Here is a 20,359-nt window from a genome sequence, read left to right on the forward strand (position 1 = left end):
CCGCAGGCCGCCTTTGCCGTTTCCAGATCCGCGGGGCGTTAACCCTTGGCGTAGCCAAGCCCCTGCAGGGCTTCCTTGATCTCATCCAGGATCGCCGGATCGTCGATGGTCGCGGGTGTCTTGAAGGGCTCGCTGTCGGCGATCTTGACCATCGTGGCCCGCAGGATCTTGCCCGAACGGGTCTTGGGCAGACGATCCACCACGCAGGCCAGCTTGAACGCCGCGACCGGCCCGATCTGATCCCGCACCAGCTTGACGCTTTCCTTGACGACCTCGTCATGCGGCTTGTTGGTGCCCGCGTTCAGGCAGAGAAAGCCAAGCGGCAACTGACCTTTCAACTGGTCCGTGACGCCGATCACCGCGCATTCGGCCACGTCCGGATGGCTGGCCAGAACCTCTTCCATCGCGCCGGTTGACAGGCGGTGGCCCGCGACGTTGATGACATCGTCGGTGCGCGCCATGATGTAGAGGTATCCGTCCTCATCCTTCATGCCCGCATCGCCGGTCTCATAGTACCCGGGGAAGGTGGTCAGGTAGGACTTCTTGAACCGCGCCTCGGCGTTCCAGAGGTTCGGCAGGGTGCCCGGCGGCAGCGGCAGCTTGACCGCGATCGCGCCCAGCGTCCCGTCAGGAACGGGATGGCCTGCCTCGTCAAGAATCTGCACGTCATATCCCGGCATCGGCTTCGCCGGAGAGCCCAGCTTGGTCGGCAGTTCCTCGATCCCCAAGGGGTTGCCCGCAATGCACCAGCCGGTTTCGGTCTGCCACCAATGGTCGATAACCGGCACCCCCAACTGGTCCTTTGCCCACTGGATCGTATCGGGGTCCGCCCGTTCCCCGGCAAGGTAGACCGCGCGCAGGCCGGAGAGGTCGTATTTCCTGACGAATTCGCCCTTGGGGTCTTCGCGTCGAACCGCGCGAAAGGCGGTCGGCGCGGTGAAGAAGCTCTTGACCTTGTGCTCCTGAATGACCCGCCAGAAGGTGCCCGCATCCGGTGTCCCCACCGGCTTGCCCTCAAAGACGATGGTGGTGTTGCCGTGGATCAGCGGGCCGTAGCAGATGTAGGAATGCCCCACGACCCAGCCCACATCAGAGGCCGCCCAGAACACGTCTCCCGGATCGACGTTGTAGAGGTTCTTCATCGACCAGTTCAGCGCCACCAGATGGCCGCCGGTGTGGCGAATGACGCCCTTCGGCTGCCCGGTGGTGCCAGAGGTGTAAAGGATATAGGCCGGATGGTTGCCCTCGACCGGGACACAGTCCGCCGGTTCGGTGCCGTACTGGAACCCATGCCAGTTGTAGTCGCGGCCGGGGATCAGATTTGCCACTTCCTGCTCGCGCTGGAAGATCACGCAGAAATCCGGCTTGTGCGTGGCCTGGTCGATGGCGTCGTCCAGCAGCGGCTTGTAATGCACCACGCGGCCCGGTTCCATCCCGCAGGAGGCGGCGATGATGGCCTTGGGCGTCGCGTCGTCGATGCGCACCGCCAGTTCATGCGCGGCAAAGCCGCCAAACACCACGGAATGCACGGCCCCCAGACGGGCGCAGGCCAGCATCGCTTCCAGCGCTTCGGGGATCATCGGCATGTAGATGATGACGCGGTCGCCCTTTTCGACACCCTTGGCGCGCAGGGCCCCGGCCAGGTTGGCGACGCGGTTGCGCAGTTCGACGTAGGAAATCTCGCGCTTGGTGTGGGTGATCGGGCTGTCATAGATGATCGCCGTCTGTTCACCACGGCCGTTTTCCACGTGGCGGTCGACGGCGTTCCAGCAGGTGTTGACCTTGCCGTCGGCAAACCACTCGTACAGGTTCTCGCCACGGTCAAAGAGGGCCTTCGACGGCTTCTGATCCCAATCAATGGCCTCGGCCGCCGCCATCCAGAAGCCTTCGGGATCGGCCTGACAGCTGTCATACACGTCTTGATAACCCATGGGGTGCCTCCTCTATTCCCTTGGCAGGTGGCTTAGGCGGTGCGCCGTCGACCGGGCAAGTCTGTTACCGGCGGACAGGACACATTACCGCACGAAGTTTGCGAAGTTGCGTTGCAAAGATTTGCAAACAGGCGGAATCCTTGCCGCCGGGTTTGACCATCGCGAAAGTTTGCAAAGTTTCGCTTGTTATTATGCCGGTCTTGCGGCGCAAACTCCGAGCGTAAAAGGCCTTGCGGCCCGCTTGCCGCACTTGTGAACGGTCAGACGGGTTGACCTGCCGGGCGGCGCATGGACTCATCCATCGGCGAGTCGCAGGGAGATTCTTTATGCAATTCAAGGCGGTCAAGTTTCTGGCGCTGGCCACATGGGCCATGATTCTCTCAGGCGCGCCTGCCCATGCGGACTGGACCTTCGAAGGCGGCGAAGAGGCATCGGTCCATGTGGCGCGTGTCTGCAAGGGCGGCGATCAGGAGCTTTGCCTCGAACTTGGCTGCGAGACGGGCGAGTCGCTGTCCTTTCGACTGACGTCTCGCAATTTCCCCGACATGGTGGCGGCCCCGCGTCTGGACACCCTTCTGTTTGTCGGCTCGCAACTGGCCGGATCGCTGGAATTCAGCCACTCTGGTCTCGAATCCTTTCAGGCCCCGCTTGAGGAAACCCACCTGCGCGGCATCGACCGGCTCAAGGCTGGCGTGCGGGCGCAATTGCACGTCTGGTACAGCAACGACAGCGCGCCGGAGATTCACCGTTTCACGCTGATCGGCTCCAACAAGGCCATCACCGAAGTGCAGCAATTCTGCCCGCTGCCGGATTTCGCGGCACGAGAGCTTGAACGACGCACGCTGGAGGATCCGGCGGCAAGGATCATGGCCGACATGCGCGAGGCCTGTGCGGTCCTGAACGGCAAGATCACCGAAGGTACCGGGTTTTCCGAACCCTTTGACATTGACGGGAAGCCACCGATGGACCTGCGGGTGAACCACGGCGCGCTGGTCTGTGACAGCACGCCGGACCTGGTTTGTGGCCCTGCGGGGTGCCTGACCTCGCTTTGGGTCGCGCAGGAGGAAGGGCGCTATCGGCGCGTTTTCCTCAACGCCATTCAGGACGTGGTTCCGGGGGAGGCAGGCCAGGTCAAGCTGCGCTACAAGGGCTCACGCTGCGGCGCAAAGGATGCTCTCTGCGAGCAGGCCTTCGCCCTCGATGCAGAGGAACTGGTGGCGCAGGGCGACGTGATCCGCCTGCCAGACCCGGAACCGCAGGACAACGCCGACCCGGCGGACTGATCCGCCGCTTCCCTTCGTTCTTTGGTTTGAAAAATACCTCGGGGGAGGCGCCGCTTGCGGCGACGGGGGCAGAGCCCCCATGCCCGAGCCCTTCTCGCAACCCGCTCAGCCGTAGTGCGCCACCGGCGTCCCGGCGATGGCCGCCATGTTCAGCAATCCGCGCGCCGTGATCGACGGGGAAACGATATGGGCGCGGTTGCCCATCCCCATCAGGATCGGCCCCACTTCCAGCCCGCCGGCCTTCATCTTCAGGATGTTGCGCGTGGCCGAGGCCGCATCCGCATGACCAAAGATTAGCACGTTGGCGGCGCCGGTCATCCGGTTGCCCGGGAACATCCGGCTGCGCAGTTCCTCGTCCAGCGCTGCGTCCACGTTCATCTCGCCCTCGTAGCAGAAATCGCGCTGCTGCTCGTCCAGCAATTCCAAAGCATCGCGTATGCGCTTGCCCGACCCTTGCTCCTGGTTGCCAAATTGCGACTGCGAACAGAAGGCGATGTTCGGCTCCAGCCCGAAGCGGCGCACGTGGCGGGCCGCGCCGATGGCGACCTCGGCGATCTGTTCCGGCGTCGGCAGCGTGTGCACATGGGTGTCGGCAATGAACAGCGGCCCGTCTTCGAGGATCATCAGCGACAGCGCGCCATGCGGACGGTATTTGCGGGTGCCCAGAACCTGCTGCACGTAATTCAGGTGCCAGCGGTATTCGCCGAACGTGCCGCAGATCATGCTGTCCGCTTCGTCCCGCTGCACCATGATCGCGCCGATGGCGGTGGTGTTGGTGCGCATGATCGCACGGGCCAGATCCGGCGTCACGCCGCGCCGCGCCATCAGCCCGTGATAGGTCTCCCAATAGTCGCGATAACGCGGATCGTTTTCCGGGTTCACGATGTTGAAATCGCGGTCAGGCCGGATTTCCAGCCCCATCCGTTCGCAGCGTGTGGCGATGACCTCTGGGCGACCAATGAGGATCGGCTGTTCGGTCGTTTCCTCCAGAATGGCCTGCGCGGCGCGCAGCACCCGCTCATCCTCACCCTCGGCAAAGACGATCCGGCGGGACGCTGTGGCCGCCGCCTGAAACACCGGGCGCATCAGCAGCGCGGATTTGTAGACCGAGGCGTCGAGCCGCTGCTTGTAGGCCTCCAGATCCTCCAGCGGGCGGGTGGCCACGCCGGACTCCATCGCGGCCCGTGCCACGGCGGATGACACGATCCCCGACAGCCGCGGGTCAAAGGGTTTGGGGATCAGGTAATCCGCACCAAAGGTCAGCTGCTCGCCGCGATAGGCGGCGGCCGCCTCGGCGCTGGTGGTCGCGCGGGCCAATGCCGCAATGCCCTCGACACAGGCCACCTGCATCTGGTCGTTGATCTCTGTCGCGCCCACGTCCAATGCGCCGCGAAAGATGAAGGGGAAACACAGGACGTTGTTGACCTGGTTCGGAAAGTCGCTGCGCCCGGTGGCGATGATCGCGTCCGGCTTCGCTTCACGCGCGAGGTCGGGCATGATTTCGGGTGTCGGGTTGGCCAGCGCAAAGATGATGGGGCGCTCTGCCATGCGCGTGACCTGCTCGGGCTTCAGCACGCCCGGACCGGAGAGGCCAAGGAACAGGTCCGCGCCGTCGACCACGTCATCCAGTGTGCGCAGATCGGATTTCTGTGCAAAGGCCGCCTTTTGCGGGTTCATGTCCTCGGCGCGGCCTTCATAGACCAGCCCGTGAATGTCGCACAGCCAGACATTCTCGCGTTTGACACCCAGTTTCAGCAGCATGTTCAGGCAGGCGATGCCCGCGGCACCACCGCCGGTGCTGACCACCTTGATGTCCGCCCAGTCCTTTCCTGCCACATGCAGCGCGTTGGTTGCCGCCGCGCCGACGACGATTGCGGTGCCGTGCTGGTCGTCGTGGAAGACCGGGATATTCATCCGCTCGCGGCAAATTCGTTCAACGATGAAACAATCGGGCGCCTTGATGTCCTCAAGGTTGATCGCCCCAAAGGTCGGTTCCAGCGCGCAGACGATCTCGGCCAGCTTTTCCGGGTCCGGTTCGTTCACCTCGATGTCGAAACAGTCGATGTTGGCGAACTTCTTGAACAGGACGGCCTTGCCTTCCATCACCGGCTTGGAGGCCAGCGCGCCGATGTTGCCCAAGCCCAGCACCGCCGTCCCGTTCGACACCACCGCAACAAGGTTTCCGCGTGTCGTATAGCGCGCCGCCGTGGTCGGATCGGACTTGATTTCGAGGCAGGCCTCGGCGACGCCGGGGGAATAGGCGCGGGAGAGGTCGCGCCCGTTGGCCAGCGGTTTCGTGGCGCGGACTTCCAGTTTCCCGGGACGCGGATTTTCGTGATAGAACAGCGCTGCCTGACGCAGCGTTTCATTGGTCGTGTCGTTCATCAGTCGCCCTCCCGAAAATGGTTCAACGCTAAACTAACCCCGTCGCGGTCGGGGGAGTCGCGGCTCCGATAGCAGTTTACCCCATGCTTGAAAATTGCAAAGCTGCCGCTACGACAAGCCAGCGAAACCTTTTTGCGCTAACACGCGGGACTTGCATTCCGAGGGCGGCCTTCGCAACATGCACGGCACCATCAAGGATACCCTTTGCCATGTCCGATGCCATGTCCAAAAGCCTGTCTGAATTGGCTGCAGCCGCCCGCGCGGTGCGTGAAAACGCCTACGCGCCCTATTCCCATTTCAAGGTCGGCGCGGCGCTGCGTGCGCCCTCCGGTGCGGTCTATGTGGGTTGCAACGTCGAAAATGTCGCCTACCCAGAGGGCACCTGCGCAGAGGCCGGGGCCATCGCGGCCATGATTGCCGCCGGAGAGACCGAGATCACAGAGGCCTATGTCATCGCCGACAGCCCGCATCCGGTGCCGCCCTGTGGCGGGTGCCGGCAGAAACTGATGGAATTCGCCAAGGGCGGAACGCGCGTCACCCTCGCCACCGTCGATGGCGCGGAACACAGCATGACCGTCTCGGACCTGCTGCCCGGGGCCTTTGGCGCGGCACATATGGATCGCACCTGATGGATGCCCGCAGCATCATCGCAGAGCTTCGGCGCGGGCAGGAACCTTCGGCCCGCGAACTGGCGTGGTTCGCGCAGGGCTTGGCCGATGGTTCGGTCAGCGCGGCGCAGGCCGGGGCCTTTGCCATGGGCGTCTGCCTGCGCGGACTGAGCGAGGCAGGCCGCGTGGCGTTGACCCTTGCCATGCGGGATTCCGGCCGCGTGCTGGACTGGGACATGGACGCGCCCGTGGTGGACAAACATTCCACCGGCGGCGTCGGCGATTGCGTCAGCCTTGTGCTTGCGCCTGCCTTGGCGGCCTGTGGCGTCTACGTACCGATGATTTCCGGCCGCGGGCTGGGCCATACCGGCGGAACGCTGGACAAGCTGGAGGCCATACCCGGCTACAACGTCTCGCCCGATGAGGCGCTGTTTCGCCACGTCGTGGGTGACGTCGGCTGCGCCATCGTCAGCGCCTCTGCCGATATCGCCCCGGCGGACAAACGGCTTTATGCGATCCGCGACGTGACCGCGACGGTCGAAAGCCTTGATCTGATCACCGCCTCCATCTTGTCCAAAAAGCTTGCCGCCGGGCTGCAATCGTTGGTTCTGGACGTAAAGACAGGCTCTGGCGCCTTCATGAAATCGCGAGACGAGGCCCGCGCCTTGGCGCAGGCGCTGGTCAGCACGGCCAATGCCGCCGGGTGCCCGACCACCGCGCTGATCACCGACATGTCCCAGCCGCTTGCGCCCGCGCTGGGCAACGCGGTGGAGGTGGACGCCTCGATGGCCGTGTTGACCGGGCAGGACAGGGGGCCGTTGCTGGACATCAGCATCGCCTTGGGCGCAGAGCTGTTGCAGACCGCCGGCATCGCCGACGGAGAGGCCAAACTGCGCAAGGCGATCTCCTCGGGCGAGGCGGCAGAGCGGTTTGGCCGCATGGTCTATGCGCTGGGCGGGCCGCTTGCCTTTATCGACGACTGGCGGCGCTTTCTGCCGGAGGCGACCGTGATCCTCGAGGTGCCGGCGCCAAAGGCCGGGATCGTGCAGGCCATCGACGGAGAGGCGCTTGGCCTTGCGGTGGTCGATCTGGGTGGCGGTCGACGGGTCGAATCCGATCAGGTCGATCCGGCTGTCGGCCTGACCGATGTGCTGCCCTTGGGCACAAAGGTGCAAAAGGGCCAGCCCCTGTTGCGGATCCACGCCACCCGCGAGGGGCAGGCCGCCGCCGCCGCACAGGCGGTTCTGGCGGCGATCACCATCGGCGAGGCCCCCGCCGAGGTGCCGCTCGTGCTGGAACGGATAAGCTGATGCGCGCTTTTCTGGTGGTCATGGACTCGGTCGGCATCGGCGGCGCGCCGGATGCGGACGCCTATTTCAACGATGGCGTGCCGGACACCGGGGCAGACACGCTTGGCCATATCCACGACGCTTGCGCAGCGGGACAGGCAGAGGAAGGGCGCAGCGGCACATTGCATCTGCCGGTTCTGTCCTCCCTTGGGTTGCTCCACGCCGCCGATCTGGCCAGCGGCGGCGCGCGGGCCAGCGGCACGCCAGCGGGACGCTGGGGCGCGGCCACCGAGGTGTCAAAGGGCAAGGACACGCCGTCCGGCCATTGGGAACTGGCGGGGCTGCCGGTGCCTTGGGACTGGCACTATTTCCCGGATCAGGTGCCCGCCTTCCCGAACGACCTGACCGACAAGGTCTGCCAGATCGCCGGGACCGAGGGGGTGCTTGCCAATTGCCACGGCTCCGGCACGGTCATGCTGGACAAATACGGGGCCGAACATATCCGCACCGGTTTGCCCATCTGTTACACCTCTGCCGACAGCGTCTTTCAGATCGCCGCGCATGAGCAGCATTTCGGACTGGACCGCCTACTGGACCTTTGCGAACGCTTGGCCCCGACATTGCACGCCATGAAGGTGGGGCGCGTCATTGCCCGCCCCTTCGTTGGTGAGCCGGGCCATTTCACCCGCACCGGCAACCGCCACGACTATGCGATCAAACCGCCCCAGCCGATCCTGACCAACTGGGCGCAGGACGCCGGCCGCCGCGTTTATGCGGTGGGCAAGATCGGCGACATCTTGTCCATGAGTGGCATAGACGAGGTCCGCAAAGGCGACGACGCCACCCTGATGGGGCATCTGGGCGACCTGATCGACCAGTCCGAGGACGGCTCGCTGACCTTCGCCAATTTCGTCGAGTTCGACAGCCTCTATGGCCATCGGCGCAACGTCTCTGGCTATGCGCGCCATCTGGAATGGTTCGACGCCGAATTGGGCCGCCTGCTGCCGCGCCTGCGCGACGATGACCTGCTGCTGATCACCGCCGACCACGGCAATGACCCCACCTGGGTCGGCACGGACCACACCCGCGAACGCGTTCCGGTCCTGATCGCGGGGCAGGGGGCCGGGGCGCTGGGACAGGTTGCATTCGCCGACGTGGCGGCCTCTATCGCGGCACATCTGCGAATCCCATCACACGGCCCGGGGAGATCATTCCTGTGAGAGAAGAAGACGACCGTCGGCCCATCACCGACGAAGAGCAGCTGGACCGCATCGCACGGATGCCAAAGGTCGAGTTGCACCTGCATTTCGAAGGCGGCGCGCCGCCGGCCTTCATCCGCGGTCTGGCGAAACAGAAGAAGGTCGATATCAGCCGCATCTTCAACGAGGACGGCTCTTACGCCTACCGCGATTTCTGGCACTTCCTCGAGGTCTACGAGGCTGCCACCTCGGTCCTGAAAACGCCCGAAGATTTTGCCCGCCTCTGCACCGCCGTGCTGGAGGAAAGCGCGGCAAACGGCGTCGTCTATTCCGAAACCTTCCTCAGCCCGGATTTCTGCGGTGGGGGCGACGTGTCCGCATGGCGCGAATACCTGCACGCCATCCGCGAGGCGGCGGATGCGGCAGAGCGCGACATGGGCATCACCTTGCGCGGCATCGTCACCCCGATCCGCCATTTCGGTCCGGAAAAGGCCAAGCGCGCGGCGCTCTGCGCGGCAGAGACCGCAGGCGACTGGATCGTCGGCCTTGGCATGGGCGGCGATGAAAAGCAGGGCCGCCAGCGCGACTTTGCCTACAGTTTCGACATGGCGCGCGAGGCCGGACTGCGGCTGACCACCCATGCGGGCGAATGGAACGGCCCGCAGGAGGTGCGTGAGGCGGTCGAGGATCTGGGCGTCGAACGCATTGGCCACGGCGTCCGCGCCATCGGGGATCTTGCAGTGGTCGATCTGCTGGCCGAACGCGAAATCACGCTGGAGGTCTGCCCCGGCTCCAACGTCTTTCTGGGCGTCTTTCCGACGCTGGCCAAACACCCTATCGACCAGTTGCGCAAACGCGGGGTCAAGGTCACCGTGTCGACCGACGACCCGCCTTTCTTTCATACCACCATGCGCGATGAATACCTCGGGCTTGCCAAGACCTTCGGTTGGGACCAAGACCTGCTGGCAGAGATCAACCGCACCGCCCTCGACGCCGCCTTCTGTGACGCGGAGACGAAAGAGCGCGTGCAAAAACGTCTGGAGTCCGCATGACCGATACACTCACCGTCGTCGAACACCCCCTTGTGCAGCACAAACTCAGCCTGATGCGGGAAATGGACACCTCGACCGCCAGCTTCCGCCGCCTCTTGCGCGAAATCAGCCTGCTGCTGGCCTATGAGGTCACCCGCGATCTGCCGATGTCGACGCGCCGGATCGAAACCCCGCTGTGCGAGATGGACGCCCCGGTGATCGAGGGCAAGAAACTGGCGCTGGTGTCGATCCTGCGGGCGGGCAACGGGCTGCTGGACGGTATCCTCGAACTGATCCCGGCGGCGCGGGTCGGCTTTATCGGCCTCTACCGCGATGAGGAGACGCTGAAGCCCGTGCAGTACTACAACAAGCTGCCGGACCGGATGCATGAGCGCCGGACCATCGTCGTCGATCCGATGCTGGCCACCGGCAATTCATCGGCCGCGGCCATCGACCTGATCAAGGAATCCGGGGCCAAGGATATCCGCTTTCTCTGCCTTTTGGCCGCTCCCGAAGGGGTCCAGCGCATGGCAGAGGCGCACCCGGACGTGCCGGTCATCACCGCAGCACTGGACGAACGGCTGAACGAAAAGGGCTACATCGTGCCCGGTCTTGGCGACGCCGGGGACCGGATGTTCGGCACCAAATAGGGCGAACGGCGCGGATTGGGGCGGGAGGCAGAACATGCGTCCCGCCCACCGCGACAATCACGGCACGCAGGCGAGATTGTTCCCGTTTCAAACTGTGGGTATCCTCAAAGCCATTAATAATTTCAAACCTTTACAGGTCGCCCCATAGACAGGTATCCTGCGGCAAGCATCTGTGGGGGCAGAACATGACCTTGAAATCCTTCTCTTTTATTGCGCTTCTGGTTTCCGGATTCGGAATTTCCTCTCAGCCGGCTGCCGCGCAATCCTCGGTCCGGGACGTTCCGGCCAACTTTCCGCCGGCCTCTTATGACGGTCGCCAATTCGTCGATAACCGCGGTTGTGTCTATATCCGCGCCGGTGTTGATGGCGCGGTGACTTGGGTGCCGCGCGTGTCGCGTCAGCGCGAACAGGTCTGCGGTCAGACGCCGACCTTCGGACCGCAAGTGGCACAGCCCGCCGTTCCGGCCCCGACGCCGGCTCCCGCACCGGCCCCCAAGGTCGCGGCAAAGCCGGCAGCAACCGCCGCCCCTGCACCCAAACGAACCGCAACAACCGCCGCCGCGCCCCGGCCCGCGCCAAGGGCGGTGGCGCCCAGTGTCGTGCGCGCACCTGCGTCCAAACCGGTGGCGGCTCCGCCACCGCGCGTCGTACGCCGCGTGCCCGCGCCGCAGCCGCAGGTGGTGACAAAGGCCAAGCCTGTGACCAAGGCGCCCAGCGGGGCCAAGGTCCTGCCGATGGGGCCAATCAAGGTGCCCGCACAGATCGCCTGCGCGAACGGCCAGAGCTATCGCATGATCGAAGGGAAAAAAGTCCGGATCCGCTGTGGCCCGCAGCAGGCGCCGCACGCGACGATCATTCGCCGGGGCGATGCGCCCACCGGCAAGAATGTCTACTACAACCGCAATAGCTGGGAAGACGGCAACCTAACGCTGTCACCGGAGACCATGATCGTACCGGATCACGTCTACGAACAGCGCGACACCCAAGTGGCCCATGTGCCCAAGGGTTATCGCCCGGCGTGGTCCGATGACCGCCTGAACCGCTGGCGCGCCTATCAGACGGTGCAGGGCCATGCGGATACGCAACAGGTCTGGACCAACACCGTGCCTCGCAAGCTGGTCACACAGGTCCGCCGTCACAAGGTCAAGCAGCCGGTCATCGTGGGTAAGGCTGCGGAACCTGCCGCGCTGGTGCCGGTCGTATCGGCGAAATCTCAGGGCAAGGCCAAATACGCGCGCTGGATCGAGGTTGGGGCCTTTTCGACCGACGATAAGGCCAAGGCGGCTGCGCGCCGCTTGAACTCGGCCGGTCTGTCGGTGCGCATGGGCAAATTTGCGCGCAACGGCCAGACCTTTGCCATTCTGCGCGTCGGTCCCTATGCCTCGCCGGATGCCTTGGACCGCGCGCTGAACCGGGTGCACGGGACGGGATATACACAGGCGTATATCCGCTAAGCCGTATTGCCGGGTTGCGTACTGGAAAGGGGGGCGTTGCGTCCCCTTTTTGCTGCGCGCCAGTTGACCGCGCGAGCGGACAATGACCGGGAGGGGGCGCTGCCCCCGCCGCCCTGCGGGCGACTCCCCCGAGGTATTTGAAGGCCCAAAGAATCTGGGGCGTGGATTTGACCACGCGGCGGCGGGTTTCAGGCCCCGCAGATACCCTGCAGGCGCACCCAATCCGCATCGCTCAGGACAGGACGGCTGCCTTCGCCTGCGCGCGGGTCCGCCTCGATCAGGGCCAGCGTCCGCTCTCCGGTGATGTCCAGCGCATAGGCAAAGGGGGAACTGCGCACGCCCGCCGCTTCGAAGGCGGCGATCAGATCGTCGGTGGCGGGCAGGGCGGGGGGCTGGGTCATCAGCGTTTCGGCATAGTCCGCCAGTGTGGCATCAGGCAGCGCGCCGGTGGTCAGCAGGCGCAGGCTGGCCATCAGCCCGGCCTGATCCAGAAGCGCCGCCAGCGGATCGGTTTTCCTTGCCCGGACGGTTTCGGCCAGCACAAAGCCTGCGGCGACGTCCGGATCCTCGAAATCCTCGACCACGGCACGGTTCAGCAGGATGATGCCGCCGGGCAGATGCGCGCTCATCCGGGTGCCGCCGGGCAGGATCACAACCCGCCCCCGGGTCAGCAGCCGCTGACCGAACCGTTCCAGGGGCAGGCGCGCGTCGCGGGTGGTGCAGGGCTTGCCCGACACGCGCTCGATATGGCCCAATAGGCTGTTGCCGATCTCGGCCCGTTTGACCGCGGGCACCACCGTGACCGCGTAGCGCTCCAGCGCGCCGGGCAGCCAGAACACCGCCGCCGCGACGATCACGGCAAGCAGGCCGCCCGACAGCAGAAAGCGCAGCTTGCCCGGGCGCGGGCGGCGTCGTTCAATGGCCCTCAGCAGCCGGTCAATGCCGGTGATCATCTCGGTCTCGTTTTCCGGCAGTTCCAGCGTCTCTCCGGGCGCGTTGTCCGGGTGGTAGATCGCCGGAACCGCCGTGCCGTTGGCGCGGTTCACCGCCCCCAGCGACCAATGCGCCAGCGCGGTGCCGTTGATGTCGGACAGGGTCAGCGTCGCCTCGCCCAAGGAAACGATCACCTCACGCCGCTGCGCCTCGGGCGAGGGGCGCCAGAGGCCGGTCGCTTCCAGACGGGAAAATTGTTTCAGGGCGGTCATCTGCGGGCTGCTCTGCCTCTGTTTCGCGCCACGCTATCACGCAACGCCCCCATCGGCAATCGACCGCGCACCGCCCGTCAACTGACGATAGAGACGCTATAGGTGGAAAAGGCGCGGTCGCGTACCGGGATGATCGCCTTGTATTCCTCGCTCTGGAACAGCCGGTCGACCGCGTCCATATCGGGGTATTCGACAACCATGATCGTCTCGGCCAGCTTGTTGCCGACGACCACGTCGCCCACCGGGAAATGCTGGGCAACCTTTCCGCCGACGCGTTCCAGCAGCGGCAGCGCGGTATCCAGATAGGCCTGATATTCTTCCTGCGCTTCCGGATTCACGGACAGGCAGGCAATAACATATACGGTCAAGACGATCCCCGGTTCAAAATTCATTTGTCTGTTCCGCAAATCAAGGGCGGGATTGCCCCGCCCCGGAACATGCATTTGCCGATCAGGATTGCGCTGATGCCGCAGGGCAACAGAATGGATCACAGCGTCTTGGCAAAGGTCCGCAATTCGAACTTCTGGATCTTTCCGGTCGAGGTTTTCGGCAGTTCCTGAAACACCACCTTTTTCGGCGTCTTGAACCCGGCCAGCCGGTCGCGGGCGTAGGCGATCAGCTCTGCTTCCGTCGCCTGATGCCCGTCCTTCAGCTCGACAAAGGCGCAGGGCACCTCGCCCCATTTCTCATCCGGCTTGGCCACCACCGCGCAAAGCAGCACGGCGTCATGGCCCATCAGCACGCCCTCCACCTCGACCGAAGAGATGTTCTCGCCGCCCGAGATGATGATGTCCTTGGCCCGGTCGGCGATCTGCACAAAGCTGTCGGGGTGCTGCACCGCGATATCGCCCGAATGGAAATACCCGCGGGCAAAGGCCTCTTCAGTGGCCTTGGGGTTCTTGTAGTAGCCTTTCATCACGCCGTTGCCGCGGAACATGATCTCGCCCTTGGTTTCGCCGTCGCGGGGGATTTCGGCCCCGGTCTCGTCATGCACCACGACCTCTTCCATGAATGGCATGGCCACGCCCTGCCGCGCCTTGATCGCGGCGCGTTCCTCTCCCTGCAGCGGCTCCCACTCCGGCTTCCACGTGCATTCGGTGGCCGGGCCGTAAACCTCGGTCAGGCCGTAGACCTGCGTGACGTTGAAGCCCATCGGCTCGATCTTGGCCAGGGTCGCGGGGGCAGGGGGCGCACCGGCGGTGAACACCTCGACCACGTGATCGAAGTCGCGCTTTTGATCTGCAGGGGCATTGACCAGCATGTTCAGCACGATGGGCGCGCCGCCGAAATGGGTCACGCCCTCATCGGCGATGGCGTCAAAGATGGCGGGCGCGGTGATGTCGCGGCAGCAGACAACGGTGCCCCCCAGCGCGGGCATCATCCACGTGTGGCACCAGCCGTTGCAATGGAACAGCGGCACGATGGTCAGATACTTCGGGTGCAGCGTCATGCGCCAGCTCAGCACCTGCCCCATGGCGTTCAGATAGGCGCCGCGATGGTGATAGACCACGCCCTTGGGCCGCCCGGTGGTGCCCGAGGTATAATTCAGCGCAATGCTCTCCCACTCATCCTGCGGCATGATCCACTGGAAATCCGGGTCGCCGGTTTCCAGAAAGGCCTCGTACTCCATGTAATCGCCGTAGGCATGCACACCCGCATGATCGTCGGCGACCTCGATGATGGTCGGGGCGGGGCCTTCCATGTCTTCGACCGCCTGCGCCAGCACCGGCAGGAACTGCGGGTCGCACAGCACCAGCTTTGCGCCGCCGTGGTCGAGGATGTAGGAAATCGTCGCCACGTCCAGCCGCGTGTTGATCGCGTTCAGAACCGCGCCACAGGCCGGCACGCCGAAATGCGCCTCTGCCTGTGCGGGGATGTTCGGCAGGATGGTGGCCACCACATCACCGGGCTGCACACCAGCCTTGGAAAGGGCTGAGGCCAGCCGCGTGACACGCGCCGCGTATTGGGAATAGGTCTTGCGGTGCGGGCCATAGACCACGGCCAGTTGATCGGGCCAGATGCCGACCGCACGGCGCAAAAAGCTGAGGGGCGTCAGGGGCACGAAATTCGCCTCGGTCTTGCCCAATCCGGTTTCGTCTTGCAGCCAGCCCATTCTGTCCTCCCTTTGCAGCGTGACCGGGACTATGGGCAGGATTCGTGCGCAAGAAAAGTCCCCCGTGCCCGCCTGCGACAGACCACCCCGCCTTGCCCCCTCCCGCCGTGCTGCACTACCGTCGGGGCATGATCATCTCACCGGGCCGCCAATACATCTTTGTCCACATTCCAAAGACCGGCGGCACCTCTCTGGCGCTGGCGCTGGAGGACCGCGCACACCGCGATGACATCCTGATCGGCGACACGCCCAAGGCGCAGCGCCGCCGCGCGCGGGCGCAAAAGCTGTCAGAACAGGCCACTGGCCGGATCTGGAAACATTCGCGTCTGGCGGATCTGGAGGGGGCCTATACCCCGGAGCAGATCGGCGCGATGTTCTGTTTCTGCCTTGTGCGGAACCCGTGGGACCGGATGGTCAGCTATTACCACTGGCTGCGCGAACAGGGGTTCGATCATCCGGCAGTCACCCTGTCAAAACAGCATGACTTTGCCGGGTTCCTGCGCCATCCGCACACGCAGGCCACGATCCGCAACGCGCCCTATGGCCATTACATGCGCGACGTGACGGGGCGCGAACAGGGGCATTTCCTGCGTCTGGAACATCTGGCAGAGGATATGGCACCGCTGGAGGCCCATCTGGGCTTTGCCCCCACCATGCCGCATGAAAACCGCTCATCCCGAGAGGCGGATTATCGCGGCTATTACACAGGGGATCTGCAAGAGGTGGTGGCAGAGTTCTGCGCCGAGGATATCGCGCGATTCGGCTATCACTTTTGATTGACTGCCAGAACCGCCGACTTGGGGTGCCAAGCCAAGACCGTGGCAAGCAGGGCCTGCCACGGTCGGATCGGTCTTATGGGCAGACACCGCCCACGCTCAGATACTTGCCATAGACCCAGCCATTGGGGTTCGGCGCGCCCCAGAGCGGGTTCAGGCAGCGGCCATTCATACATTGCACTTGGTACCAGTTGCCGGCCCTGCTCCAGACGGCGATCTCGTCGCCCAGATACAATTCGCTGAACTGCTGATACCCCGACCCCGGCCCGGTGCGCACCGCAAGGAACCCGTGCCCGGCAGCATGATTGTATTGGCTGATAGGGCGGACGCCCACGACCCAGCCGGTGCAATCCCCGGCCTCTGCCATGGGGGCGGTCAGCGCCAACAGGGCGGCTGCGGCCAGTGCTGTCTTGCGGAACATGAAACTCTCCCTTTTCGGTTTTCGAGCGCCTTTTTGGGGCGCAACCGGAGTCTCGCATTCCATAGTTGGAATGTCGTTGATATGGGTCAGAGGGAAGTGGAAACAAACCGCTTCCTGCGCACGGGAAAACCGCCCCGAACGGGGCAGATCCGTCACGGAATTTTCACGTCGTTTCTGAACGAATGGTTAAAACGCGCCTGTAACCCATTGATCTGGCATTCCCCCTAAGCTGTCCACGCGTGGACACCTCCCATCGGCCCTCACCGCAGCGGCTCGAACAGGGCGTCCTTCATGCGGCAATCCCGGATCACATCCTTGCCACAGGGGACCGGCTCCAGATCCTTGGACAGACAGATGCGGGCCTCCTGAATATGCCCATTCAGACAGGTGATCGTGATCATGTCCGGCTCCAGCCCCGGATTTTCCTTGATGAACGCTTCTTCGATCAAAGACGCGGGCAGCTTGACCGCCTTGTCCAGTTTCCGAAGCAGCGCGGGCCGCGTGATAGACCCATAAGCACGGCGCGAAAGCTCATAATAGGCCGACGCCGACAGCCCGGTGCAGACGCCGTGTTTTTTCCACTGATGCCACGCCAACCCGCCCGATCCCATGATATCGGACATCTCCCGCGTCATCCGGCGCGAAGGGGCCCGTTCCACGGTGGGGCAATAGGACGGCCAGCCGCGATGAAACTGCGGCCACAGCCCATGCAGGATCCAGCCCGCATCGGTCTCGCATTGCTCGGCATCGCGCGCATCACCTTCCAGCCTGCACCAGTTCGGCGACCACGACAGGGCCATCACGTAGTAGTCGAATTTCCCCGCCTTTTCGCCTTCGGCATGAAGCGGCGCAGCGAACAGGGTCGCGGCAAGCACCAGAACACTCAGCAATCGCATTTTTGCTTCCCCTTTGGATTTGACGCCACTATATAGGCCCGAAGTTTCCCGACAACGGTAACCCGCTCCGCCCGCCGGAGCCGCCCCTGGCAAAGCTCGCCGCGGGTCGCGCAGGAGGCATGCTCGCGGGGCCGGTCAATTCAAGGAGAAGATCCATGTCCAAGCTTCTGCACCCCAAGGCGACCGCCGTCTGGCTGGTGGACAACACCACGCTGAGCTTTAAGCAGATCGCCGATTTCACCGGTTTCCACGAGCTGGAGATCCAGGGCATCGCCGACGGTGACGTGGCTACCGGGGTGAAAGGGTTCGACCCGGTTTCCAACAACCAGCTGGAGCAGGCTGAAATCGACAAGGCGGAAAAAGATTCGCTGTACAAGATGAAGCTGAAGCACAACCCGGCGGCACGGGACGAGGACAAGCGCCGCGGGCCGCGCTACACCCCGCTGTCCAAGCGGCAGGACCGCCCCAACGCGATCCTCTGGCTGGTCAAATTCCACCCGGAGCTGTCGGACGGCCAGATTTCCAAGCTGGTCGGCACCACCAAGCCGACGATCCAGTCGATCCGTGAGCGCACCCACTGGAACATCCAGAACATGCAGCCCATCGATCCGGTGGCGCTGGGCCTGTGTAAGCAGACCGAGCTGGACGCGGTTGTCGCCAAGGCGGCCAAGGATCTTGAAAAGGTCATGACCGACGATGAGCGCCGCAAGCTGGTTTCGACCCAGCAGAGCCTCGAAATGGAGCCGGAACCGCGTCTGCCCTCGGCCATCGAAGGGCTTGAAACCTTCAGCCTGTCCGATCCCCGCGGCGAGGATGACGACGAGGACGAGAAGGATCGGCAGGATTACTCGGACGCTGACAGTTTCTTCAACCTGCCGGGCGGCAAGGACGATGACGAGGACGAAGACGACCGTTGATCGATCAGGGACGGGGTCGGACGCTCGTCCCGGCCTCTGGCCGGAACATCGCCCCGCCCACCGTCCCTTGGGCTTCCGGAATAGAAAAAAGCCTCTTGCAGATCGCAGGAGGCTTTTTTGCTGTCATGGGGGGAGGGGCGCCGCTCAGAGCCGTTTGCGCGCGTTCAGGGCTGCGGTGATGGTGCCATCGTCGAGATAATCCAGTTCACCGCCGATGGGGACGCCCTGCGCCAGCGAGGTCAGCGTGACGCGGTCTTCGAGTTGATCGGCGATGTAATGCGCCGTTGTCTGGCCGTCGATGGTGGCGTTCAGCGCAAGGATCACCTCTGAGACGCCTTCGGTCTCGACCCGGGTCAAGAGCTGCGGGATCCGCAGATCCTGCGGCCCCACGCCGTCCAGCGCCGAGAGCGTGCCGCCCAAGACATGATACCGGCCCTTGAAAACCCCGGACCGTTCCATGGCCCAAAGGTCTGCGACCTCTTCGACGACGCAGAGTATGCCATTTGCGCGTGCCTCATCGGCGCAGATCGGGCAGATGTCGGCGGTGCCGACATTGCCGCAGTTCAGGCATTCGCGGGCAGTGCGGGCGACCTCGGTCATCGCATCGGCCAGCGGTGTCAGCAACAGGGCACGCTTGCGGATCAGGTGCAGAACCGCGCGGCGGGCAGACCGTGGCCCAAGCCCGGGCAGGCGGGCCATCAGGTCGATCAGGTTCTGGATCGGGTCGGCGTCACGCGCCATGTCACGGGGCCTCGCCGGGAAGGGAGACGCGGCTGACGTCGAACCCTTCGGTCCGCAGCAGTTCGATCATGCCGTTCTGGCCCGGAAGGTGAAAACTGCCCACGGCGATGAAGAGATTGCCGGCCTTCAGCGCCTCGCGCGCCGCGTTCACGAAATCGCGGTTGCGTTCGTCGACAAGGTATTCGGTCATCCGCGCATAGAGATCCGGTCCCTCAGCGCCCAGGGTGCCCGTGACCTCCGCCTCGTCCCAGGCCATCATCATGCCGATGCGGCCTTCGGTATACAGCGCCAGCGAGGTGGCGCGCGCCTCTGGCGGGCTGCCCGGCAGCAGGTAGACACCGTAGGTTGCGATCAGGGCACGGGCGAGCCCCTCGTTCCCCGGCGTATCGAGCTTGCGCGACAGCCGGTCGACCGGCTCCAGCGCAAGGATCGGCGTGCCCTCGATATAGGCGCGCGCTTGGATGAAACTGTCCTGCTTCGGCAGCACCCCGGCGGCAAAATCCTCGCAGGGGTCGTAGAGCATGAAGTCGACAAGCCCGCCAAAGGTCAGGTCATCGACCGAGGTGGCGGGCCAGCCAAGAGATTCGAACCGGCGCCCGATGTGTTGTTTGAGGTCGGGTGACAGGCCCAGATCCTCGAACCGGAAATTGGACCGGGCAGGCCGGTACAGCCGGTCGCCGCTCATGTAGCGGTCATGGCTTTCGCGGTTGGGAAAGGTCGGATCAATCTCCAGCGCGACAAGCTCCGCGCCATCGATCAGGTCAAGTGCAAGGTCGGGCATGTCCAGCACGCGGCGGTGACTGCTGTGCATTGTGCCCCAAAGGTGCGAAACCGCGCCGTCAGGCGCGGTGATCTGCCAGAGCCGCCCGGTGCCATTAGGGATTTCGGCCGCACGCTGCTCGACCTCGGCCAGATCGGCGTGTCCAAAGGCTGCGTCCAGAACGGCGATGGTCTCAGGCTCGCAGAAGCTGCGGGTGGCCCAGTCCTGCGCCGCCGCAGGTGCCGCCACGGCGCTCAACGCGACGATGGTGGCGGTAGCTGTACGAAGCGGACGCAGACCGATCATGGCTTAGAACGGCAGTTTCATGTCGGCGGGCAGGCCAAGCGAATCCGTCAGTGCCTTCATCTCTTGCTGCGCCCGCTCTGCGGCGCGTGCCTGCGCGTCCTTGATCGCGGCAAGGATCAGGTCCTCTGCCACTTCCTTTTCGGAAGGCACAAAGATCGAAGGATCGATTTCCAGCCCTGTCAGCTCACCCTTGGCGGTGGCCGTGGCCTTGACCAGGCCGGCGCCGGATTCGCCGGTGACGGTCATATTGGCCAAGTCCTCTTGCATCTGGGCCATCTTGCCCTGCATTTCCTGCGCCTGTTTCATCATCTTGGCCATGTCGCCAAGACCGCCCAAACCCTTCAGCATCGTCTCTGTCTCCCGAGAGAAATTGTTGGCTGAAAGTGTTACTGAA

General features: G+C 64.2%; 19 protein-coding genes. 9 read left to right on the top strand and 10 right to left on the bottom strand.

Annotated elements, in window-relative coordinates; genetic code table 11:
* Nucleotides 1–38 precede the first annotated feature (38 nt).
* On the bottom strand, nt 39–1,931 hold the full coding sequence (gene prpE, locus ACTXGA_RS10715; RefSeq protein WP_443393456.1) for a propionate-CoA ligase PrpE: 1,893 nt from the start codon (nt 1,929–1,931) through the stop codon (nt 39–41).
* A 326-nt stretch (nt 1,932–2,257) separates the two neighbouring features.
* On the opposite strand from prpE, the gene ACTXGA_RS10720 reads away from it, so the two are divergent.
* Nucleotides 2,258–3,214 carry a hypothetical protein gene (locus ACTXGA_RS10720; protein WP_443393457.1) on the top strand — a complete coding sequence of 319 codons (957 nt, stop codon included), beginning with the start codon at nt 2,258–2,260 and terminating at the stop codon, nt 3,212–3,214.
* Nucleotides 3,215–3,319: 105 nt separating this feature from the next.
* On the opposite strand, the gene ACTXGA_RS10725 is transcribed toward ACTXGA_RS10720, so the two are convergent.
* Nucleotides 3,320–5,599 carry an NADP-dependent malic enzyme gene (locus ACTXGA_RS10725; RefSeq protein ID WP_443393458.1) on the bottom strand — a complete coding sequence of 760 codons (2,280 nt, stop codon included), beginning with the start codon at nt 5,597–5,599 and terminating at the stop codon, nt 3,320–3,322.
* 209 nt (nt 5,600–5,808) lie between these two features.
* On the opposite strand from ACTXGA_RS10725, the gene ACTXGA_RS10730 reads away from it, so the two are divergent.
* The 6 genes from ACTXGA_RS10730 (at nt 5,809) to ACTXGA_RS10755 (ending at nt 11,830) form a co-directional block, all read left to right on the top strand.
* A complete protein-coding gene (locus ACTXGA_RS10730; protein WP_443393460.1) occupies nt 5,809–6,228 on the top strand; it encodes a cytidine deaminase in 420 nt (139 codons plus the stop codon).
* The gene (locus ACTXGA_RS10735; RefSeq protein WP_443393462.1) at nt 6,228–7,517 is read left to right on the top strand and encodes a thymidine phosphorylase; all 1,290 of its coding nucleotides are present in this window, start codon (nt 6,228–6,230) and stop codon (nt 7,515–7,517) included. Before ACTXGA_RS10730 ends, ACTXGA_RS10735 begins: the two co-directional genes overlap by 1 nt.
* On the top strand, nt 7,517–8,716 hold the full coding sequence (locus tag ACTXGA_RS10740) for a phosphopentomutase (protein WP_443393464.1): 1,200 nt from the start codon (nt 7,517–7,519) through the stop codon (nt 8,714–8,716). The genes ACTXGA_RS10735 and ACTXGA_RS10740 overlap by 1 nt, the downstream gene beginning before the upstream one ends.
* 59 nt (nt 8,717–8,775) lie before the next feature.
* Nucleotides 8,776–9,747, top strand: coding sequence for an adenosine deaminase (locus ACTXGA_RS10745; RefSeq protein WP_443393695.1), 972 nt, complete (start codon nt 8,776–8,778; stop codon nt 9,745–9,747).
* Nucleotides 9,744–10,376 carry a uracil phosphoribosyltransferase gene (upp, locus tag ACTXGA_RS10750; protein WP_443393466.1) on the top strand — a complete coding sequence of 211 codons (633 nt, stop codon included), beginning with the start codon at nt 9,744–9,746 and terminating at the stop codon, nt 10,374–10,376. Before ACTXGA_RS10745 ends, upp begins: the two co-directional genes overlap by 4 nt.
* 185 nt (nt 10,377–10,561) lie before the next feature.
* Nucleotides 10,562–11,830: an SPOR domain-containing protein gene (locus ACTXGA_RS10755; protein ID WP_443393468.1), complete on the top strand. Its 1,269-nt coding sequence runs from the start codon at nt 10,562–10,564 to the stop codon at nt 11,828–11,830.
* Nucleotides 11,831–12,018: 188 nt separating this feature from the next.
* Here ACTXGA_RS10755 and ACTXGA_RS10760 read toward each other — a convergent pair whose 3' ends face one another.
* The 3 genes from ACTXGA_RS10760 to ACTXGA_RS10770 form a co-directional block, all read right to left on the bottom strand.
* Nucleotides 12,019–13,035 (bottom strand): hypothetical protein, encoded by a 1,017-nt coding sequence (locus tag ACTXGA_RS10760; protein WP_443393470.1) that lies wholly within the window; start codon nt 13,033–13,035, stop codon nt 12,019–12,021.
* A gap of 77 nt (nt 13,036–13,112) precedes the next feature.
* Nucleotides 13,113–13,403 (bottom strand): DUF1330 domain-containing protein, encoded by a 291-nt coding sequence (locus ACTXGA_RS10765; protein WP_443393472.1) that lies wholly within the window; start codon nt 13,401–13,403, stop codon nt 13,113–13,115.
* A 119-nt stretch (nt 13,404–13,522) separates the two neighbouring features.
* On the bottom strand, nt 13,523–15,148 hold the full coding sequence (locus ACTXGA_RS10770; RefSeq protein ID WP_443393474.1) for an AMP-binding protein: 1,626 nt from the start codon (nt 15,146–15,148) through the stop codon (nt 13,523–13,525).
* A gap of 128 nt (nt 15,149–15,276) precedes the next feature.
* Between ACTXGA_RS10770 and ACTXGA_RS10775 the strand changes: the two genes are divergently transcribed.
* Nucleotides 15,277–15,924 (top strand): sulfotransferase family 2 domain-containing protein, encoded by a 648-nt coding sequence (locus tag ACTXGA_RS10775; protein WP_443393697.1) that lies wholly within the window; start codon nt 15,277–15,279, stop codon nt 15,922–15,924.
* 76 nt (nt 15,925–16,000) lie between these two features.
* On the opposite strand, the gene ACTXGA_RS10780 is transcribed toward ACTXGA_RS10775, so the two are convergent.
* On the bottom strand, nt 16,001–16,345 hold the full coding sequence (locus tag ACTXGA_RS10780) for an SH3 domain-containing protein (RefSeq protein WP_443393476.1): 345 nt from the start codon (nt 16,343–16,345) through the stop codon (nt 16,001–16,003).
* Nucleotides 16,346–16,605: 260 nt separating this feature from the next.
* Nucleotides 16,606–17,241 carry a ribonuclease T2 family protein gene (locus ACTXGA_RS10785; protein ID WP_443393478.1) on the bottom strand — a complete coding sequence of 212 codons (636 nt, stop codon included), beginning with the start codon at nt 17,239–17,241 and terminating at the stop codon, nt 16,606–16,608.
* A gap of 155 nt (nt 17,242–17,396) precedes the next feature.
* Here ACTXGA_RS10785 and ACTXGA_RS10790 point away from each other — a divergent pair, with 155 nt between their 5' ends.
* Nucleotides 17,397–18,158 carry a DUF1013 domain-containing protein gene (locus ACTXGA_RS10790; protein WP_443393480.1) on the top strand — a complete coding sequence of 254 codons (762 nt, stop codon included), beginning with the start codon at nt 17,397–17,399 and terminating at the stop codon, nt 18,156–18,158.
* A 144-nt stretch (nt 18,159–18,302) separates the two neighbouring features.
* Here ACTXGA_RS10790 and recR read toward each other — a convergent pair whose 3' ends face one another.
* The 3 genes from recR to ACTXGA_RS10805 are packed head-to-tail and all read right to left on the bottom strand — an operon-like array spanning nt 18,303 to nt 20,313.
* The gene (gene recR / locus ACTXGA_RS10795) at nt 18,303–18,899 is read right to left on the bottom strand and encodes a recombination mediator RecR (RefSeq protein WP_443393482.1); all 597 of its coding nucleotides are present in this window, start codon (nt 18,897–18,899) and stop codon (nt 18,303–18,305) included.
* Nucleotide 18,900: 1 nt separating this feature from the next.
* Entirely contained in the window at nt 18,901–19,965 is a 1,065-nt protein-coding gene (locus ACTXGA_RS10800) for a TraB/GumN family protein (protein WP_443393483.1), read from the bottom strand.
* A 3-nt stretch (nt 19,966–19,968) separates the two neighbouring features.
* Nucleotides 19,969–20,313, bottom strand: a complete 345-nt coding sequence (locus tag ACTXGA_RS10805; RefSeq protein WP_443393485.1) for a YbaB/EbfC family nucleoid-associated protein — start codon at nt 20,311–20,313, stop codon at nt 19,969–19,971.
* Between the last annotated feature and the right edge of the window lie 46 nt (nt 20,314–20,359).

This window comes from Antarctobacter jejuensis, assembly GCF_052266595.1.
In the GTDB taxonomy this organism is placed as follows: Bacteria; Pseudomonadota; Alphaproteobacteria; order Rhodobacterales; family Rhodobacteraceae; genus Antarctobacter; species Antarctobacter jejuensis.

Excerpts from the sequence above, each read along its gene's own strand:
- prpE (WP_443393456.1), bottom strand. The coding sequence starts at position 1,931 with ATGGGTTATCAAGACGTGTATGACAGCTGTCAGGCCGATCCCGAAGGC.
- ACTXGA_RS10720 (WP_443393457.1), top strand. The coding sequence starts at position 2,258 with ATGCAATTCAAGGCGGTCAAGTTTCTGGCGCTGGCCACATGGGCCATG.
- ACTXGA_RS10725 (WP_443393458.1), bottom strand. The coding sequence starts at position 5,599 with ATGAACGACACGACCAATGAAACGCTGCGTCAGGCAGCGCTGTTCTAT.
- ACTXGA_RS10730 (WP_443393460.1), top strand. The coding sequence starts at position 5,809 with ATGTCCGATGCCATGTCCAAAAGCCTGTCTGAATTGGCTGCAGCCGCC.
- ACTXGA_RS10735 (WP_443393462.1), top strand. The coding sequence starts at position 6,228 with ATGGATGCCCGCAGCATCATCGCAGAGCTTCGGCGCGGGCAGGAACCT.
- ACTXGA_RS10740 (WP_443393464.1), top strand. The coding sequence starts at position 7,517 with ATGCGCGCTTTTCTGGTGGTCATGGACTCGGTCGGCATCGGCGGCGCG.
- ACTXGA_RS10745 (WP_443393695.1), top strand. The coding sequence starts at position 8,776 with ATGCCAAAGGTCGAGTTGCACCTGCATTTCGAAGGCGGCGCGCCGCCG.
- upp (WP_443393466.1), top strand. The coding sequence starts at position 9,744 with ATGACCGATACACTCACCGTCGTCGAACACCCCCTTGTGCAGCACAAA.
- ACTXGA_RS10755 (WP_443393468.1), top strand. The coding sequence starts at position 10,562 with ATGACCTTGAAATCCTTCTCTTTTATTGCGCTTCTGGTTTCCGGATTC.
- ACTXGA_RS10760 (WP_443393470.1), bottom strand. The coding sequence starts at position 13,035 with ATGACCGCCCTGAAACAATTTTCCCGTCTGGAAGCGACCGGCCTCTGG.
- ACTXGA_RS10770 (WP_443393474.1), bottom strand. The coding sequence starts at position 15,148 with ATGGGCTGGCTGCAAGACGAAACCGGATTGGGCAAGACCGAGGCGAAT.
- ACTXGA_RS10775 (WP_443393697.1), top strand. The coding sequence starts at position 15,277 with ATGATCATCTCACCGGGCCGCCAATACATCTTTGTCCACATTCCAAAG.
- ACTXGA_RS10780 (WP_443393476.1), bottom strand. The coding sequence starts at position 16,345 with ATGTTCCGCAAGACAGCACTGGCCGCAGCCGCCCTGTTGGCGCTGACC.
- ACTXGA_RS10785 (WP_443393478.1), bottom strand. The coding sequence starts at position 17,241 with ATGCGATTGCTGAGTGTTCTGGTGCTTGCCGCGACCCTGTTCGCTGCG.
- ACTXGA_RS10790 (WP_443393480.1), top strand. The coding sequence starts at position 17,397 with ATGTCCAAGCTTCTGCACCCCAAGGCGACCGCCGTCTGGCTGGTGGAC.
- recR (WP_443393482.1), bottom strand. The coding sequence starts at position 18,899 with ATGGCGCGTGACGCCGACCCGATCCAGAACCTGATCGACCTGATGGCC.
- ACTXGA_RS10800 (WP_443393483.1), bottom strand. The coding sequence starts at position 19,965 with ATGATCGGTCTGCGTCCGCTTCGTACAGCTACCGCCACCATCGTCGCG.
- ACTXGA_RS10805 (WP_443393485.1), bottom strand. The coding sequence starts at position 20,313 with ATGCTGAAGGGTTTGGGCGGTCTTGGCGACATGGCCAAGATGATGAAA.